This window comes from Paraburkholderia ultramafica (assembly GCF_902859915.1).
Classification (GTDB): Bacteria; Pseudomonadota; Gammaproteobacteria; order Burkholderiales; family Burkholderiaceae; genus Paraburkholderia; species Paraburkholderia ultramafica.
Genome location: NZ_CADIKK010000007.1, coordinates 62695 through 81600 on the forward strand (window position 1 = coordinate 62695; position 18906 = coordinate 81600).

At 63.9% G+C, this 18906-nt stretch carries 14 protein-coding genes and 1 pseudogene; 10 read left to right on the forward strand and 5 right to left on the reverse strand.

Annotation, left to right across the window (positions count from 1 at the left end):
• The first annotated feature begins 125 nt into the window (after positions 1-125).
• Together boxB and boxA are read left to right on the forward strand one after the other, a co-directional pair.
• Positions 126-1553: a benzoyl-CoA 2,3-epoxidase subunit BoxB gene (gene boxB / locus HV744_RS09525; RefSeq protein WP_175149267.1), complete on the forward strand. Its 1428-nt coding sequence runs from the start codon at positions 126-128 to the stop codon at positions 1551-1553.
• A gap of 54 nt (positions 1554-1607) precedes the next feature.
• Positions 1608-2849, forward strand: coding sequence for a benzoyl-CoA 2,3-epoxidase subunit BoxA (gene boxA / locus HV744_RS09530; RefSeq protein WP_175149268.1), 1242 nt, complete (start codon positions 1608-1610; stop codon positions 2847-2849).
• Positions 2850-2940: 91 nt separating this feature from the next.
• Here the strand turns inward: boxA and HV744_RS09535 are convergent, their stop codons facing one another.
• Positions 2941-3693 (reverse strand): TetR/AcrR family transcriptional regulator, encoded by a 753-nt coding sequence (locus HV744_RS09535; protein WP_175149269.1) that lies wholly within the window; start codon positions 3691-3693, stop codon positions 2941-2943.
• Between the two features lie 302 nt (positions 3694-3995).
• Here HV744_RS09535 and HV744_RS09540 point away from each other — a divergent pair, with 302 nt between their 5' ends.
• From HV744_RS09540 to HV744_RS09565, 6 genes are all read left to right on the forward strand, one after another.
• Positions 3996-5279 (forward strand): Zn-dependent hydrolase, encoded by a 1284-nt coding sequence (locus HV744_RS09540; protein ID WP_175149270.1) that lies wholly within the window; start codon positions 3996-3998, stop codon positions 5277-5279.
• Between the two features lie 121 nt (positions 5280-5400).
• Positions 5401-6750 carry an NAD(P)-dependent oxidoreductase gene (locus HV744_RS09545; protein WP_175149271.1) on the forward strand — a complete coding sequence of 450 codons (1350 nt, stop codon included), beginning with the start codon at positions 5401-5403 and terminating at the stop codon, positions 6748-6750.
• Between the two features lie 79 nt (positions 6751-6829).
• Positions 6830-8170, forward strand: a complete 1341-nt coding sequence (gene preA / locus HV744_RS09550; RefSeq protein ID WP_175149272.1) for an NAD-dependent dihydropyrimidine dehydrogenase subunit PreA — start codon at positions 6830-6832, stop codon at positions 8168-8170.
• A gap of 112 nt (positions 8171-8282) precedes the next feature.
• Entirely contained in the window at positions 8283-9794 is a 1512-nt protein-coding gene (locus HV744_RS09555) for an NCS1 family nucleobase:cation symporter-1 (protein WP_175149273.1), read from the forward strand.
• A 64-nt stretch (positions 9795-9858) separates the two neighbouring features.
• The gene (gene hydA, locus HV744_RS09560) at positions 9859-11310 is read left to right on the forward strand and encodes a dihydropyrimidinase (RefSeq protein ID WP_175149274.1); all 1452 of its coding nucleotides are present in this window, start codon (positions 9859-9861) and stop codon (positions 11308-11310) included.
• Positions 11311-11448: 138 nt separating this feature from the next.
• The gene (locus HV744_RS09565) at positions 11449-12231 is read left to right on the forward strand and encodes an amino acid ABC transporter substrate-binding protein (protein ID WP_175149275.1); all 783 of its coding nucleotides are present in this window, start codon (positions 11449-11451) and stop codon (positions 12229-12231) included.
• Positions 12232-12361: 130 nt separating this feature from the next.
• Here the strand turns inward: HV744_RS09565 and leuA are convergent, their stop codons facing one another.
• Positions 12362-14080, reverse strand: a complete 1719-nt coding sequence (gene leuA / locus HV744_RS09570) for a 2-isopropylmalate synthase (protein WP_175149276.1) — start codon at positions 14078-14080, stop codon at positions 12362-12364.
• A gap of 256 nt (positions 14081-14336) precedes the next feature.
• Positions 14337-14564, reverse strand: a pseudogene (locus HV744_RS09575) (methyltransferase); the annotation flags it as partial.
• Between the two features lie 156 nt (positions 14565-14720).
• Here HV744_RS09575 and HV744_RS09580 point away from each other — a divergent pair.
• The gene (locus HV744_RS09580) at positions 14721-15074 is read left to right on the forward strand and encodes a hypothetical protein (protein ID WP_175149277.1); all 354 of its coding nucleotides are present in this window, start codon (positions 14721-14723) and stop codon (positions 15072-15074) included.
• 203 nt (positions 15075-15277) lie between these two features.
• Here the strand turns inward: HV744_RS09580 and HV744_RS09585 are convergent, their stop codons facing one another.
• The gene (locus HV744_RS09585) at positions 15278-16075 is read right to left on the reverse strand and encodes a cadmium resistance transporter (protein ID WP_246278991.1); all 798 of its coding nucleotides are present in this window, start codon (positions 16073-16075) and stop codon (positions 15278-15280) included.
• Between the two features lie 133 nt (positions 16076-16208).
• Between HV744_RS09585 and HV744_RS09590 the strand changes: the two genes are divergently transcribed.
• Positions 16209-16742, forward strand: coding sequence for a hypothetical protein (locus HV744_RS09590; RefSeq protein WP_175149278.1), 534 nt, complete (start codon positions 16209-16211; stop codon positions 16740-16742).
• A gap of 100 nt (positions 16743-16842) precedes the next feature.
• Here HV744_RS09590 and HV744_RS09595 read toward each other — a convergent pair whose 3' ends face one another.
• Positions 16843-18747 (reverse strand): glycosyl transferase family 1, encoded by a 1905-nt coding sequence (locus HV744_RS09595; RefSeq protein WP_175149279.1) that lies wholly within the window; start codon positions 18745-18747, stop codon positions 16843-16845.
• Between the last annotated feature and the right edge of the window lie 159 nt (positions 18748-18906).

Genomic DNA, 18906 nt, shown 5'->3' on the forward strand with positions numbered 1-18906 from the left:
CACCCCAGCAACCTGCAGAGCGCACTTCATGCAAGCAACGCGACCTGACGAACCTGACGCAGCGCCACCTGCCCGATACGCGCCTCTCATCGTCATCACTGCAGCTTCCGAACAAGGAACCGACCATGTCAACGATCAACTACAGCGAAAAGATTCCGAACAACGTCAACCTTGCCGACGACCGCACCTTGCAACGTGCGCTCGAACAATGGCAGCCGAATTTTCTGTCGTGGTGGGGTGATATGGGCCCGGAAGGCTCGCATGGCTACGACGTCTATCTGCGCACGGCGGTGAGCGTCGACGCGGGCGGCTGGGCGCACTTCGATCACGTGAAGATGCCGGATTACCGCTGGGGCATTTTCCTGACGCCCGGCGAGCAGGACCGCAAGATCCACTTCGGCGAACACAAGGGCGAAGCGGCATGGCAGGACGTGCCAGGCGAGCATCGTGCCAACCTGCGCCGCATCATCGTCACGCAAGGTGACACGGAACCGGCGTCGGTCGAGCAGCAGCGTCACCTCGGTCTGACCGCGCCTTCCCTGTACGACCTGCGCAACCTGTTCCAGGTCAACGTCGAAGAAGGCCGCCACCTGTGGGCGATGGTGTATCTGCTGCATCGCTACTTCGGCCGCGACGGCCGTGAGGAAGCCGAAGCATTGCTCGGCCGTCGCTCGGGCGACGACGACAATCCCCGCATTCTCGGCGCGTTCAACGAGAAAACGCCGGACTGGCTCGCGTTCTACATGTTCACGTACTTCACCGATCGCGACGGCAAGTTCCAGTTGTCGGCGCTCGCCGAGTCGGGCTTCGACCCGCTCGCGCGCACCACGAAGTTCATGCTGACCGAGGAAGCGCATCACATGTTCGTCGGCGAATCGGGCGTGTCGCGCGTGATCCAGCGCACCGCCCAGGTGATGAACCAACTGGGCACCGACGACGTCGCGAAGATTCGCGCGGCCGGCGTGATCGATCTGCCGACCATCCAGCGCTATCTGAACTTCCACTACTCGGTGACCATCGACCTGTTCGGCGCCGATCATTCGTCGAATGCGGCCACGTTCTATAGCTCCGGTTTGAAAGGCCGCTATGAAGAGGGCAAGCGCGACGACGATCATCAGTTGAACGGCCAGAGCTACAAGCTGCTCGACGTGCAGGACGGCAAGCTGGTCGAGCGCGAAGTGCCGATGCTCAACGCGATGAACGAAGTGCTGCGCGACGATTACATCAAGGACTCGATGGCAGGTGTGGGGCGCTGGAACAAGGTGCTCGAAAAGGCCGGCATCGATTTCCGCATGACGGTGCCGAACAAGGCGTTCAATCGTCAGATCGGCACGTTCGCGGGCACCCGCGTGTCGCCCGATGGCCGCGTGGTCAGCGAAACCGAATGGGCCGCCAACGAAGCGAAGTGGCTCGCAACGCCTGAAGACCGCGGTTACGTTGCGTCGCTGATGGGCCGCGTCACGGAAGCCGGCAAGTTCGCGAACTGGATTGCGCCGCCGGCGATGGGCATCAACCGCCAGCCGATCGATTTCGAATACGTGCGCTTTAACTGATCGCACGAGAGACGCGCAGCACGCTTGTCGCTGCACACCCTGGTGGAGGAAGTCATGAACGGCCCAGTATCGATCGAAGTTCTCAGGCAGCATCTGATCGATCCGGAAATCTGCATTCGCTGCAATACCTGCGAAGAGACTTGTCCGATCGATGCGATCACGCACGACGACAACAACTATGTGGTCAAGGCGGATGTCTGCAATGGCTGCATGGCGTGCGTGCCGCCGTGTCCGACCGGCGCGATCGACAACTGGCGCACGGTGCTGAAGGCCGATGCGTATTCGATCGCAGAGCAGTTCACGTGGGACGTGTTGCCGGAGCAGAACACCATGGCGGTGCCCGCCGTGGACGAGTCGTCGGGCGCGGGCGCATCGGGCGATACGCCCGCGGAGGCGAGCGGCATCGAAGTGGATACCGTGCGCGGTTCGGTCGTGCCGCCGTGGTCGGCCGCGAAGCCGTACGTGAATCTCTACACGCACAAGGCGCCGATCACCGCGACGGTGGTCGGCAACTACCGGCTCACGGACTGCACGACCGACAGCGACATTCATCACATCGTGCTCGATTTCGGTTCGATGCCGTTTCCGGTGCTGGAAGGCCAGTCGATCGGCATTCTGCCGCCAGGAGCTGGCGCCGACGGCCGCACGCATCACGCGCGCCAGTATTCGGTGGCGAGCCCGCGCGACGGCGAGCGGCCCGGCTATAACAACGTGTCGCTGACGGTCAAGCGGGTTTCTCAGCAACACGGCGACGCGCTCGACGGTGTGTGCTCGAACTACCTGTGCGATCTGAAGAAGGGCGACGTGGTCACCGTGATCGGCCCATTCGGCGCGACCTTCCTGATGCCGAACCATCCGAACTCGCATCTGCTGATGATCTGCACGGGCACCGGCTCCGCACCGATGCGCGCAATGACCGAGTATCGGCGGCGGCGCCGGCTGAAAGGCGCGACCGGCAAGCTGATGCTGTTCTTCGGCGCGCGGACCAAGGAAGAACTACCGTACTTCGGACCGCTGATGAATCTGCCGAAGGATTTCATGGACACGAACTTCGCGTTCTCGCGCACGCCGGGGCAAGCGAAGCGCTACGTGCAGGACGCGATGCGCGAACGCGCGGTCGATGTCGCGCAGATGCTCAAGGACGACAGCACGTACATCTATGTGTGCGGTTTGAAGGGTATGGAAGACGGCGTGCTGCAAGCGCTCAAGGAGATCGGCGAGCAGCATCAACTGGATTGGGAAGCACTGTGGGCGAAGTTGAAGAGGGAAGGGCGGCTGCATCTGGAGACTTACTGAAACACCACGCTTGCGAAGCTCGCTACCCCGAAAGGTGCTGCAAATGAAGGCCCCGCGAATCATCAGGATTCGCGGGGCCTTCGTCCATGTGTCACCTTGAAGGATCAGCCCCGTCTTCGCGCTGCGACGGCGATACCGCTCCGCACGCGCGGATCACCAGTTGCACGACTTCTTCGGTGGTGGCTTCGAACGCTTTCTGCGTCAACGCGCGCTTGCCCTTGAGCGCGCGAATCTGCGCGTCGAAGTCGGCGTAGTGCTGGGTGGTCGCCCAGATCATGTACATCAGCGTCTGCGCATCGACCGGTGCGAGGAGGCCGCGCGCAATCCAGTCGTCGATCACTTTCACCCGGCTGTCGAGCCACGGCTTCACGCGTCCGGTGAGAATGTCTTCCATGTGCTCCGCGCCGTGGATGATCTCGCTCGCCCACACCTTCGAGCCGAGCGGCCGGCGGCGCGACAATTCCATTTTCGCGCGAACATAGCCGCCGATCGCTTCGACCGGGTCGTCGCTGCATTCGAACGTATCGGCTGCCTTGTGCCAGTCTTCGAACAGGTCTTCGAGCACGCGCCGGTACAGCGCGAGCTTGGTCGGGAAGTAGTAATGCACGTTGGCTTTCGGTAAGCCTGCACGCTCCGCGATCATCGCGGTGCTGGTGCCGTCGAGTCCCCGTTCGGCGAAAACCGCCTCGGCGCACGCCAGCAGATGCGCTTCATTCGACTCACGAATGTGCGCCTTGCGTCGCCGCAAAGGCGTGCGTGTATCGTCGTTTTCCCTGATCTCGGCTGCCACGTCGTCGTCTCTCATGTTCGCCTTCGGCGGCATCGGCGCCGCGTCGCGCTTCATTCTAGCCGCTTGACGCGGCGTCCACATGCGCATTCGTTGCTCGCGGCACAGCCGTGCTGCAATGCAATGGCACGCTTCTCGCTATGTTTCCCTGCGTACGAAAGGTGTTGATTTGGCGGGCTTAATCGTCTACAACCTGTCCAACTGGACAGGATTGAGAGAGCGGGCGGTGCCTCAGGGTTTGCCCTCTGTACAAGAGGTGATCGGGCGCATCGAACGTGCACCGCCGCCGTGCGGCCACGCCCCAAAACCCGCCGCCGATGCACCAGTTTCATGTCGGTTCACCGAAAGGAGCGAGACGAATGAACGCGGTATCCGAAGCGCTGAAGAACGCTGCAGCCCCCGCAACATCGATCAAGGTCGACGGCCAGCGGCTGTGGGACAGCCTGATGACGATGGCGAAGATCGGCGCCACGCCCAAAGGCGGCGTCTGCCGCCTGGCGCTCACCGACCTCGACAAGCAGGGGCGCGATCTGATCGTCAGTTGGGCGAAGCAAGCCGGCTGCACGGTCAGTGTCGATAAGATGGGCAATGTGTTCATGCGCCGCGCCGGGCGCAACCCTGATGCGCTGCCGGTGATGACCGGTTCGCACGCGGACTCGCAGCCGACCGGCGGCCGCTTCGACGGCATCTACGGCGTGCTGGGCGGTCTCGAAGTGATTCGGAGTCTGAACGATCACGGCATCGAAACCGAGCACCCGGTCGAGGTGGTGATCTGGACCAACGAGGAAGGCTCGCGCTTCGCGCCGGCGATGGTCGCATCGGGCGTGTTCGCCGGCGTGTTCACGCTGGACTACGGTCTGTCACGCAAGGACGTGGACGGCAAGACGATCGGCGAGGAACTCAAGCGCATCGGCTATGCGGGCGCTCTGCCGTGCGGCGGCCGGCCGCTGCATGCAGCGTTCGAATTGCACATCGAACAAGGGCCGATTCTCGAAGCCGAGCAGAAAACCATCGGCGTCGTGACCGATGCGCAAGGTCAGCGCTGGTACGAAATCACGCTGACCGGGCAGGAAGCGCACGCGGGTCCGACGCCAATGCCGCGCCGTCGCGACGCGTTGCTCGGCGCCGCGCGCGTGATCGATCTGGTCAACCGCATCGGCCTCGACAACGCGCCCTTCGGCTGCGCGACGGTCGGCATGATGCAGGTCTATCCGAACTCGCGCAACGTGATTCCGGGCCGCGTGTTCTTCACCGTCGATTTCCGTCATCCCGACGACGCGGTGCTCGCGAAGATGGATGCCGCGTTGCGCAAGGGCGTGGCCGAGATCGCGAACGGCATCGGTCTGGATACCGAACTCGAGCAGATCTTTTACTACGCGCCGGTCGCGTTCGACGAAGCCTGTGTGAAGTCCGTGCGCGCGGCCGCCGAACGCTTCGGCTATTCGCATCGCAACATGGTGTCCGGGGCGGGGCACGACGCGTGTTATCTCTCGCAAGTCGCGCCGACCTCGATGGTGTTCGTGCCGTGCGTCGACGGGATTAGTCACAACGAGATCGAGGACGCCACCTTCGAGTGGATCGAAGCGGGCGCCAACGTGCTGCTGCACGCGATGCTGGAGCGAGCGTGCGAGCCGGTTTCATAACGCCGTAGCGGTCGTTTTTTTACTTGCCTTAACCGTAGTGCCCATAAAACATGCCGTCCCGGCTCCGCTTCAGCGCAGCCGGCAGGTACGGCTACGTCCTCACATCGAAGAAGGAACGTGTATGGCCATCAAGCAAACCGGTGACATTGCGGCCCAGCGCCTGTCGCCCGAGCAGCTCTCATGCGAGTTCTCCGACATCGCGCCCTTGCTCGACGCGAGCGCGGCGGCCGCGGCGGCGAGCCGCTGTCACTACTGTTACGACGCGCCGTGCGTGAATGCGTGCCCGACGCAAATCGACATTCCCAGCTTCATTCGCAAGATAAGCAACGGCAATCTGAAAGGCGCGGCCGTGGATATTCTGTCGGCCAACCCGATGGGCGGGATGTGCGCGCGCGTCTGTCCGACCGAGATTCTGTGCGAGGGCGCGTGCGTGCGTAACCATCAGGACGCGAAGCCGGTGGCGATCGGCGCATTGCAACGGCATGCGACCGATTGGGCGATGGCGCGCGGCGAGCCGCTGTTCAAACGGGCCGCCGAAACCGGGCGGCATGTCGCCGTGGTCGGCGCGGGACCGGCGGGGCTGGCGTGCGCGCATCGGCTGGCGCTCGCGGGTCATCGCGTGACGATCTACGACGCGCATGAGAAGGCCGGCGGCCTGAACGAATACGGCATCGCCGCCTACAAGACCGTCGACGATTTTGCGCAGCGTGAAGTGGCGTGGCTGTGCTCGGTCGGCGGTATCGGGATCGAGCATGGCGTAGCGCTCGGGCGCGATATCGAACTCGCCGCGTTGCGCGAGCGGCACGACGCGGTGTTCCTCGCGATCGGCCTTACCGGCGTGCGGGCGCTCGCGATGGACGGCGAGGATCTGGGCGGCGTGATGAACGCGGTGGACTTCATCGAACAGATCCGCAGCGCGAACGACTTCGGCACGGTGCCGGTGGGCCGCCGCGTCGTCGTGATCGGCGGCGGCAATACCGCGGTGGACGCCGCCGTGCAAAGCCGCAAGCTCGGCGCGACGTCGGTGACGATGGTGTACCGGCGCGGCGTCGAGTCGATGAGCGCCACATCGGCCGAGCGCGATTTCGCGCAGACCTGCGGCGTCACGCTCGTCACGCATGCAGCGCCGCTGCGTTTGCTCGGCGGGGGCGGTGTGGTCACGGGCGTCGAATTCGAGCGCACGTCGCGCGATGGCAGTCAGGAGCGCTTCGTGGTCGAAGCCGACATGGTGCTCAAGGCGATCGGGCAAACGCTGGTGGCGGTTGGCATCGAACGTGAGTTGCTGACGCTGGACGGCAGCCGTATCGAAGTCGATGCGCACGGGCAAACCTCGCTGCCCGGTGTGTGGGCCGGCGGCGATTGCGCGGCCACCGGCGGCATCGACCTGACGGTGCAAGCGGTGCAGGACGGCAAGGTGGCCGCCACCGCGATCGACGCGCAGTTCGCCCGCACGGCCGTCAAGGCCGCGTAGCGCCACGTCGATTCGCATCGAACCGCCCGAATCAAGCCTCAGCAACCCGACAAAATCAGCAGTCCCCAAGGAGCCGAACATGGCCGATCTGCGCTGTACGATTGCCGGCATCACTTCGCCGAACCCTTTCTGGCTCGCCTCCGCGCCGCCGACCGACAAAGCCTGCAACGTCAACCGCGCGTTCGAAGCAGGCTGGGGCGGTGTGGTGTGGAAGACGCTGGGCCTCGACCCGCATGTGGTGAACGTCAGCTCGCGCTACGGCGCCGTGCAATGGAATGGCCAGCGCATCGCAGGCCTGAACAACATCGAACTGATCACCGACCGTCCGCTCGACGTCAACCTGCGCGAGATCGCGCAGGTCAAACGCGACTGGCCCGAGCGCGCGATGATCGTGTCGTTGATGGTGCCGTGCAATGAGCGCGACTGGAAGTGGATCCTGCCGCTCGTCGAGGATACCGGCGCCGACGCGGTCGAACTGAATTTCGGCTGCCCGCATGGGATGAGCGAGCGCGGCATGGGCGCGGCGGTTGGCCAGGTGCCCGAGTACATCGAAATGGTCACGCGCTGGGTCAAGGAAGGCACGAAGCTGCCGTGCCTCGTCAAGCTCACGCCGAACATCAGCGACATCCGTCTGGGTTCGCGAGCGGCCTATCAAGGCGGCGCGGACGGCGTGTCGCTGATCAACACGATCAACTCGATCGTCGCGGTCGATCTCGACGCGATGTCGCCGTTGCCGATGGTCGACGGCAAAGGCACGCACGGCGGCTACTGCGGTCCCGCGGTGAAGCCGATCGCGCTGAACATGGTCGCGGAAATCGCACGCGATGTGGAGACGCCGAACCTGCCGATCTCCGGCATCGGCGGCATCTCGACATGGCGCGACGCCGCCGAGTTCATCGTGCTCGGCGCGGGCAGCGTGCAGGTCTGCACGGCCGCGATGCACTACGGATTCCGTATCGTTTCCGATCTCGCCGACGGCCTCTCGAACTGGATGGACGAAAAAGGCTACGCGACGCTCGACGAGATTCGCGGCCGTGCCGTGCCCAACGTCACCGACTGGAAGTACCTGAACCTCAAATACGACATCAAGGCGCGCATCGATCAGGACAAGTGCATCCAGTGCGGCTTGTGCCATATCGCCTGCGAAGACACCGCTCACCAGGCGATCACGAAAGAAAAAGATGGCGTCCGGCATTTTGAAGTGATGGACTCCGAATGTGTCGGCTGCAATCTCTGCATGCACGTGTGCCCGGTCGAGCAGTGCATCACGATGGAACGTGTGGATAGCGGCGAGTACGCGAACTGGACCACGCATCCGAACAACCCGGCGCGGGCGGAGACGGCGCAGAGCGCAACGGCAGAGACGGCGGACACCGCGGCACACGCGCATGCACATGCGCATGCGGCAAAGGCGGCCTGACAGATGAACCACCGGTAGCAACGCAGCGCCTGTACTGAACCTGTCTTTCCCCAAAGGCCCGACGCGCCATCAGAAACCGCACGGGCCTCAACGATCCAGTGGAGATCTTTCGATGAAGCAGACAGCGCATTCCGTCGATCCGCAGTTCGCGGCCGGCGCGCAGGGCAGCGGTCTTTACAACGACGACCTTGCGCCGACCGGTCCCGCGCAGCGCACCTGGCGGTGGTATCACTTCGCCGCGCTGTGGGTGGGAATGGTGATGAATATCGCGTCGTACATGCTCGCCGCCGGTTTGACGGAACAGGGCATGTCGCCGTGGCAGGCGGTCCTCACCGTGCTGCTCGGCAACCTGATCGTGCTGGTGCCGATGCTGCTGATCGGCCACGCGGGCGCGAAGCACGGCATTCCGTATGCGGTGCTGGTGCGCTCGTCGTTCGGCACGCGCGGCGCGAAACTGCCGGCCTTGCTGCGGGCGATCGTCGCGTGCGGCTGGTATGGGATTCAGACCTGGCTCGGCGGCAGCGCGATCTATACGCTGCTGAACATTCTCACCGGCAATGCGCTGCACGGCGAGGCGTTGCCGTTTCTCGACATCTCGCTCGCGCAGCTTGCGTGTTTCCTCGTGTTCTGGGCGCTGCAGATCTACTTCATCGTGCACGGCACCGAATCGATCCGGCGGCTCGAAAGCTGGTCCGCGCCGATCAAGATCGTGATGTGCGTCGCGCTCGTGTGGTGGGCGACCTCGAAGGCGGGCGGCCTAGGCTCGATGCTGTCGGCGCCGTCGCAGTTCGTGCCGGGCGGCAAGAAAGAAGGCATGTTCTGGGTGACTTTCTGGCCGAGCCTCACGGCGATGGTCGGCTTCTGGGCGACGCTCGCGTTGAATATCCCCGACTTCACGCGCTTCGCCAAAACGCAGCGCGACCAGATCATCGGCCAGACGATCGGCCTGCCGGTGCCGATGGCCTTGCTCTCGGTGATTTCGGTGGTGGTCACGTCGGCGACCGTGGTGATCTACGGCAAGGCGATCTGGGATCCGATCGACCTGACCAGCCGCATGACCGGCATCGGCGTCGGCGTCGCGCTGATCATCCTGACGCTCGACACGATGTCGTGCAATCTCGCGGCGAATCTCGTCGGCCCGGCCTACGACTTTTCGAGCCTGTGGCCGAAGGGTATTTCGTATCGCGTCGGCGGCATGATTACCGCGACCATCGCGATCGTGATGATGCCGTGGAAGATTCTCGCCACCACGCAAGGTTATATCTTCACCTGGCTGGTCGGGTACTCTGCGTTGCTGGGTCCGGTGGCCGGCATCCTGATGGTTGACTACTTCCTGATTCGCGGCACACGGCTCGACACGCGCGAACTGTTCGACGAGCAGGGCGAGTACAGCTACACCGGCGGCTGGAACATCGGCGCGGTAGTCGCATTGATCGTCGGCGTGCTGCCGAATCTGCCGGGCTTTTTGCACACCGCGTTTCCGGCGTCGTTTCCGAACGTGCCGGCGTTCTTCAATACGCTCTATACCTATGCGTGGTTTGTCGGACTCGCGTTGGCGTCGATCGTATACAGCGGGTGGATGAAACTGAGCAAGGGACCGAGTGCGCGCGTGGCAGGCGCATGAGTCGAAGAAGCACGCGGATGCAGTACGAAGCATCAAAACCAGCAGTCCAAAAGGAGGCGGCAACATGACGACCCTGATTCGCGGCGGCACGATTATCGACGCGGAGAACACGTATCGTGCGGACGTGTTGTGTGCGGACCCGCAGGACGGCGGCACGATCCTGCAGATCGGCGCGGGCCTGGAGGCGCCGGCGGGCGCCACGATCGTCGATGCGGGCGGGCAGTATGTGATGCCCGGCGGCATCGATCCGCACACGCACATGGAATTGCCGTTCATGGGCACCACGGCGAGCGACGATTTCTATACGGGCACGGCCGCGGGTTTATCGGGCGGCACGACCAGCATCATCGACTTCGTGATTCCGGGTCCGAAGCAGGCGCTGATGGAAGCGTTCAACGAATGGCGCGGCTGGGCGGAGAAGGCGTCGGCGGATTACGGCTTTCACGTTGCGGTGACGTGGTGGGACGAGTCGGTCTATCGCGACATGGGCACGCTGGTGCATGAACATGGCGTGTCGAGCTTCAAGCACTTCATGGCCTACAAGAACGCGATCATGGCCGACGACGAAGTACTCGTGAACAGCTTCTCGCGCTCGCTCGAACTCGGCGCGCTGCCCACCGTGCATGCGGAAAACGGCGAGCTGGTGTTCCAGTTGCAGCGCCAGTTGCTGGCCAAAGGCTTCACGGGTCCGGAGGCGCATCCGTTGTCGCGGCCGCCTGAAGTGGAGGGCGAAGCGGCCAATCGCGCGATCCGCATCGCGCAGGTGCTGGGCGTGCCGGTGTACATCGTGCACGTATCCGCGAAAGACGCGGTCGATGCGATCGCGCGTGCGCGCAGCGAGGGCTTGCGGGTGTTCGGCGAAGTGTTGCCGGGGCACCTCGTGATCGACGAAGCGGTGTACCGCGATCCTGACTGGACCCGCGCGGCCGCGCACGTGATGAGCCCGCCGTTTCGCACGGCCGAGCATCGCGAGGCATTGTGGCGTGGTTTGCAGGCGGGCCAGTTGCACACCACGGCGACCGATCACTGTGTGTTCTGCGCGTCGCAGAAGGCGATGGGCCGCGAGGACTTCACGAAGATCCCGAACGGCTGCGGCGGTGTCGAGGACCGGATGGCGGTGCTCTGGCATCACGGCGTGAACTCAGGGCGTCTCACGCCGAACGAGTTCGTGCGCATCACGTCGACCAACGCCGCGCAGATTTTCAACCTGTATCCGCGTAAAGGCGCGGTGCGGGTCGGCGCGGACGCCGACCTCGTGGTGTGGGACCCGAACGCGAGCAAGACGATTTCGGTGAAGACGCATCACCAGAAAGTCGACTTCAACGTTTTCGAAGGGATGACGGTGCAGGGCGTCGCGATGCATACGCTCACGCGCGGCGCGCTCGCATGGACCGATGGCGAATTGCGCGCGGCGCGCGGCGCGGGACGTTATCTGAAGCGGCCGCCTAATTCGGCTTACTTCGATGCGATCCGGGTCGCCAACAAGCGTAAGGAGCCGCATCCGGTGGAGCGCTAGGCCGTTTTCGCGCAAGGGGCTTTGAAAAAAGACAGACGGTTTGCTACAGTCCGCCGAGTCTGCCGGACGCGCGCGCCGGTGGGAACAGCCGAACGCCAGACCCGGCCGCCGCTGTAGCAAACCTGACGGAGCCCGGTGATGAAAGCGATTCGTTCCATTGTGCTGATCGCGCTGTGGCAGGCGGTGGCGGTGAGCCCGGTATTTGCCGTCGACGAACTCGCGCAAATCAGATCCGCAGGCGTGCTCAGGATCGGCACCGAAGGCACTTACGCGCCGTTCACGTATCACGACGAAGCGGGCAAGTTGACCGGCTTCGATGTGGAACTCGGTACGGCAATCGCGCAGCGGCTTGGCGTCAAGCCGCAATTCACCGAAAGCAAATGGGAAGGTTTGATCGCCGGTCTCGATGTGAACCGCTACGACGCGGTGATCAATGAAGTGGCCGTCACCGACGCGCGCAAACTCAAATACGACTACTCCGATCCGTACATCACGTCGCACGCAGTGCTGATCGTCGCGTCGAACAACACGTCGATCAGGTCGTTCGACGACCTGAAGGGCAGAAAGTCGGCCAATACGCTGAGCAGCAACGTCGGCAAGATCGCGGCGGCGCACGGCGCGCAAGTGATCCCGGCGAAGGGTTTCAACGAATCGATCGATCTGCTGACCGCGGGCCGGGTCGATGCGACCGTCAACGACTCGCTGTCGTTCCTCGACCTCGTGAAGCGCGCGCCGGATACGAAGGTGAAGGTCGTCGCCGTCGATACGTCGCCGGACAGCAGCGACAAGTCCGCGGTGCTGATCCGCAAGGGCAGCCCGAAGTTGCGCGCGGCGATCAACAAGGCGCTTGCCGACATCAGGAAAGACGGCACGTACGAGAAGATTTCGCTGAAGTATTTCGGCAGGGACGTGTTCCAGTAAGCGTCACCTGCGGGTCTGAAGCATGCTTGCCTGTATCGCCCGCATCCGGGCGGGCGGCGCACAAAAAAGAAGAGGGGGCGTCGAAACGCCCCCCCTCCAACACGCTAAACAGTCAAAGCAGACTGGAGCCTCAGACCGCTACATCCTCAGTTGCGTCGTTCAACGCGGCATCGAAAAAGCGTTCCTTCGCATCCGCATTGGCGCGAGTGTAAGCGCGATTGACGCCGCTGATCACCGCGCGAATCGAAGCCGTCACCAGATTGGCATCGATGCCGACGCCGAAGGCGCTGCCGGCCACATCGGCGCCGGCCATTTCGGCGACCGCCACCGCGCGCGCATCCGCGCCTTGCGTCAACGCGCGTTCCTCATAGTGCTGAATCCGCACCGGCGCGCCGATTGCGTGCATCAACGCGTCGAGTGGACCATTGCCTTCACCGCGCAGCACGCGCGGCATGCCGTCGATTTCGACCGTGAGCTTGATATGTTCGCGTCCGTCACGCTCGGACAGGCTATGGCCAAGGTAACGAACCGGTTCGACGCTCCGCACGTATTCCTGCTGGAACAATTCCCAGATCTGCGCGGGCGTCACTTCCTGGCCGCTGTCGTCGGTATGGCGCTGCACGGCCGAGCTGAAGTCGACTTGCAGACGGCGCGGCAACACGACGCCGTAGCTCTGCTCGAGCAGATAGGCGATGCCGCCTTTACCCGACTGGCTGTTCACGCGAATCACCGAATCGTAGGTGCGGCCGAGATCGCTCGGATCAATCGGCATATACGGCACTTCCCAGATCGCGTCCGGCTTCTGCACGGCAAAGCCCTTTTTGATCGCGTCCTGGTGCGAGCCGGAGAACGCAGTGAACACCAGATCGCCGACATACGGATGGCGCGGATGCACCGGCAACTGCGTGCATTCCTCGGCGGTGCGCGCGACTTCGTTGATGTTCGAGAAGTCGAGTTCGGGGTCGACGCCCTGCGTGTACAGGTTCAACGCGAGCGTGACCAGATCCACGTTGCCGGTGCGCTCGCCATTGCCGAACAGGCAGCCTTCGACGCGATCCGCGCCGGCCATCACCGCGAGTTCCGCCGCGGCCACCGCCGTGCCGCGGTCGTTATGCGGATGGACCGAGACGATCAGCGAATCGCGGCGCGCGAGATTGCGGTGCATCCATTCGATCTGGTCCGCGTAGACGTTCGGCGTGGCCATTTCGACGGTGGCCGGCAGGTTGACGATTGCCTTGTGTTCGGGCGTCGGTTCCCAGATATCGAACACGGCGTCGCACACTTCCTTCGCGAAGTCGAGTTCGGTGCCGCTGAACACTTCCGGGCTGTACTGCAGCGTGAAGTGCGTTTCGGGCGTGGCGTCGGCGAGACGCTTCATCGTGCGGGCGGCTTTTTGCGCGAGTTCCTTGACCCCGCTCTTTTCCAGACCGAAGACGATCTTGCGGAATTCCGGCGCGGTCGCGTTGTAAAGATGGACGATCGCGCGCGGCGCGCCACGCAACGATTCGAAAGTGCGTTCGATCAGGTCGTCGCGGGCTTGCGTCAACACTTCGATCGTGACGTCGTCGGGGATATGGCCGCCTTCGATCAGCTCACGCACGAAATTGAAGTCGGTTTGCGACGCGGACGGAAACGCGACTTCGATTTCCTTGAAACCGATCTGCACCAGCGTCTTGAACATGCGCATCTTGCGCTCGGCGTTCATCGGCTCGAACAGTGCCTGATTGCCGTCGCGCAGGTCGGTGCTCATCCAGATCGGCGCGCGCGTGATGGTGCGCGACGGCCACTGGCGGTCCGTCAAATTGATGGGCTTGAACGAACGGTATTTGGTAGCGGGGCTTTTCAACATTTTCATCATCCGAGGGTGAGACCAGCAGGCTGGTAGTCGACCGGACGACGAAAACGCGATACAGGGCCGCCGGTCGGAAACCGGGGCTGGGTCAGTTACTGGGGAATCAAGCGATGCTTCGGTGTATCAGATGGAAGCGCGCAGCAGCAGACCTAGCCCGGTAGAGCGGGCTAGTAGTAGTGATAGGGTGGTCTGGGCGCGGTACATAGGGCGCAATAGGAACATATTATCGAAGCGGCGTCAAGCGCCGCTTCGATCAATGGACGGGCTTCACGAAGCGCAAGGTCATGCGGTCCGACTCGCCGATCGCCGCATATCTGGCGTGGTCGACGTCGCCGCCTGCGTAGCTTGGCGGTAGCGACCACACGCCGTTTGGGTAGTTTTTCGTGTCGCGCGAATTGCCGTTCACTTCGCTCTTGCCCACCAGTTCGAAGCCAGCCGCTCGCGCATGGGCGATCACGTAGTCTTCCGTCACGTAGCCGCTGACGGGCCTCGTTGAATTTGCGGTGCCGCTTCGATCACACCAGTGACCGAATCCGAATGGCAAGTTAGCGCGTATCACTGAAGTGATCGGCGTGCGCTGCGCGTGGTTTGAAATCGCCGACATGATCCCATTCATTTCACTTTGCCGGAGGCAGGTATGAAACGAATATCGAGGGCGTCGAGGGTCGTGCGGGTCCTGCTCTGCGCAACCGCGTGCGGGTTCGCCGCGCACGCGGACGCGCAGGGTCTGAGCGCGCAGAACGACATGAACGCGCCGCAAAACAGCACGCGTCTGATGCCGCATGCGGCCCTCGGCAGCGAATATCCGACGCACGGCAACCAGCAGGCGGGTGAACTCAATCTGAATCCGACCGATCCGCGAGCGCAACTGGTCAACGGTTTGCCGAATCACGCCACTGCGGGCGGCTATGGCGCGCCGCTTGCCGGCGTGCGCACCTACGTGCAGCCGCAGACGCCGATGCCGATGTCGATGCCGACGCCGTCGAACTGAGGGTTCGCGCAGACGCCGGTCGTGCCGCATCTCGTGCTGGGCAGCAGCGCATCCCGCATGGACCGCGCCGTTTCAGGTCAGGCTCTGCCGACGGATGACCGTCGTCCGGATATCGAACCCCGGACTACCTCGAGTGAAGCGATCGCCGCACGCCCGGCTCGGCGACGCCATCGGCGCGCTCGCGCACCAACGCTCTCCATCGCTCAGATCCCGAACACGATCCGCAACGTATCGTTCTGTACGATCACCGACACGCCGATCGCCAGCAGGATCAGCGGCAGCAGCGCGGTGCCGTAGCGCCGGATCGGCGCGCCCAGCAACGGATGCTCGACGAGCCACACCGCCGCGGCGCACCACAGCCCGATCATGACGACGAACACTAGCGAGATGAACGCGTTCTCGCCGTGCGAATGACTGGCATACAGTGGCACATAGACGGCGAGATTGTCCGAGCCGTTGGCAATCGCCACGCCCGCCACGGTCCAGCTGGATGAGCCGCGGCTTGCCGGGGCCGCGCCGGTCATGCAGGCCGGATCGGTCGATGCGGGGGTGCCGGCGGCGGCACTTGCCCCGTTCCGCGCGGCTTCCTGTTGTTGCGCATTGCCGGGACCAAAGCGCTCCCACGCCTTGCTCAAGCCCACGCCGATCGGCAGAATGCCGAGCAAACCGGCATAACCGGCCGGCAAATGCGTCAGCAATGCCGCGAGCAGAAGCGATCCCGCGATCAGGATGAGCGAGCCCGCATACTGCCCGGCGATTACCCGACGGCGCCCGGTCCGCGCTTCCCCAAGGAACGCGAGCAGCACGAACAGGTTGTCGATATTGGTGGCGGCGTAAGCCGCGATTGCGAGCAGGGCGAGGCTGAACATGCGGGAAAGCCGGTCGATACAGCGTTGGGAAAACGGCGCCGCGCCCATTGGCAGGTCCAGCCGGAAGTGCGGCGACGCGTCGATGGCCGGGCGGCCGGTCAACACCATGCCGGCACGAGCCGCCGCGGTCAAGCGGTCGCCCCGTCGCGCACGTCGCGGCACGCGGTGAACCAACCCATTGCGTGACCCAGCGGGCGTGCGGGTCCGGTGTCGATCGACAGGTCCGTAAGCTACAATTGCCGACGGCTTGAAAAACGGAACATCAATGAAGATTCGGATTCTCTCTATCGCCTGCGTCACGACCGCGGCCGCGCTGCTGGCGGCCTGCACGGCCGTCTCCGTCTCCAGGAACTCGGGCGCATGCGAGCAGTTGATGCGAAGCAAGCTGGCCGAAACGTCGTCGGATACGCTGAGGGTCGCCAATCGGGCCGCCGCCATCCGCGGTTCGCGGGTGGTGGTCGAAGGATCGATCGAGCATGTGATGACGGCTTCGGAGGTGGCGGCCGCCACGCCGGCTTCGGCTGCGCCGGCGGCGTCCGCGCCGCGCGGGGCTGCGGGGGCGATGTCCGTGGCCGCGGGGGGTGGTGCGGCTGCGGCGGTGTCGTCGGCCTCGGCTGTATCGACAGGGGCATCGGAAGCCGATGCGTCGTTGCAGAAACCGGTTAAACCGAAGACGGTCAAGGTGCCGGCGGCCGCCGAGTGCACGTTCGACGGCGAGACGCTGAACGTGTTCCGCTGGCTGGCGCCGGCCAGGCTCGCGGCGCCGCCTGATGAAGCCGCCAGCGAAGCCGCCGGGTGACGCAACAGCGGCAATGCCGCAATTGTCGAGTAACGTGCATTGTCCGCGCTTTGCCGTGCTGGCGAGCGTGCTGGCAGATGAGCCTGCGGGTCGCATGCGCTCAGTGGCACCGAGATAAGCCGCACGGCACCATCGCCGCCACCGGCTCACTTTTCCTTTCCCGCACCAACTCCAACACACATTCACCGAACGCCTGAGGCCGCCCCTCGAAACACCGCTCGACCGCCCGCGTATCGATCAACCGCTGGCGCAACGCCGTGCGCTCGGCGTGAGCATCGATCATCCGCACGGCGGCGGCGACGTAGTCCTCGACGCTGTCCGTCACGGTCCACGCCGGCATATCCACGCGCTCAAACAACGCGCCGTCGATCCGCTCGAACACTTCCGGCCCGCGTTTGCAGACGCCGGGCAAACCCAGCGTGAGTGCATCGACGATACCGTTGGTATTGCCGAACGGAAACGGACTGAGAAACAGATCCGCTTGATTGACGCGCGCCAGATAGTCCGCGTAAGCGTGAAAGCCATGCACGAGCGCCCCTGGCAGCGCGTTGCCGATCACGGCGCGCATCCGGTCGAGTGGCAGGCCGGACGGCACGCCGCTCATGAAGTGAAACTCGATCGGCGTCGCCGCGCGCGCGGCGATCTCACGGCACGCCTCGAGGAAGCCGGGATTGAGCTTCATCGCGCTTGCCGTGATCACGATCTCCAGCCGCTCGCGCGGCGGCGCAATCCGCGCGACGATCTGCGGCAGCGCCACCGACGGCCGGTACGGCTGACCGTGCTTCGGCAGCTTCATCAGCCGCTCGCTGAAGCAGGCGGGGTTGCCGACATAGTCTTCCTCGACGCTCACGCAATCGATCTTGTCGGAATGCGTGGTGGCCGGGTGGCCGAGCCCGGCGATCTGCAGCGGCGCCACGCGCAGGTTCGACATGAACACCGTCAGCACGAACATGCCGACGCTCGGCATATACAGCACATCCGGCTGTTCGGCCGCGGCGAAATCGCGAATCGTCGCCAGGCATTCGCCGATATAGTCCGGCTCCTCCAGTTCGATGAATCGATCGAACACCGCTCGACCGACGTCGTCGACCGCGTAGCCAAAACCGAAGCCCACCACCTCGAAATGCTCGCGTGCGGCTTCGAGCGTGTGCGAGTGCGTGCGGTAAATCGAATGGGCGCCGCTGAACCACTCCAGCACGACCATCATCAGCGGTTTCTTGCCGCGCCGCGTACGGCGCCCGCGCTTCGCGGGAACCGGCTGCGGCGCCGGCAGATCGGTCAGCCCCAGTTGCGCCAGCTTGCGCCTCACGAGCACGTTGATGTCACGCTTGATCTCATGGCGCCGCGGCGTATCCGCGTAACTGCAGAACATGTAGGCGTTATGCAGCAACGCGGTCGGCAGGTCGTCGAGGTCGTCGATCTGCCGCAATTTGCCGGGCAGCCATTCGATCAGCGCTTCGCGTTTGAGGTGCGCATTCGCCGAACCTTTGAATGTCGGTGCCAGCAGGACGAGAGCGAGGCTGGCGGCGAGCGTTTTGTCATATGCCCACAGCGCGGCGAAGTCGAGTTCCAGTTCGGACTCGGTCGCATAGAGCGTGCAAAGCTTTTCGACGAAACGGTCGCCGGCCAGAAACTCCGCGTTCTCCGGACCGCGCGGATTCAGATGGCGAGCGACGTGGTCCGCGTTGCCGAACGCGGTGGTGGAGAACACCAGGCCGGTCCATTCATGCAGCGTCAGAAACAGGTTGAAGCAGGCGGGCGGCAGCTCGAATTGCGGATCGGCGAAGAGCGTCGAGGCCGCGCTCGCGAGGCGTGTGCAGAAGCGCAGGCGCTGCTCGGCCGCCGGCAGATCGATCATGCCCGATGCGAGGAAGCTCTCGTCGAGCTTGCCGCGCTTCTGTTGAAGGAGCGCCAGCGCGGCTATCAGCTGGACCGAGGCTTTGACGTGCTGCCGTGTATAGACGAGCTGCTCGAAGTGGTCGAGCGAAAAGGTGGATGCTTCCATCGGGCGCTTTCAAGATTGGCATGACTAACTATCCTGAAAAGAGAAGTTAGCCGAAGCCTTGAATTATCACAGCCGCCCGATATCAAATTTGCCTGCTCGACGAATTTGGGAATTTTCCGCGTGGACTGACACCGTACCAGCACGGTCGCGGCACCCCGC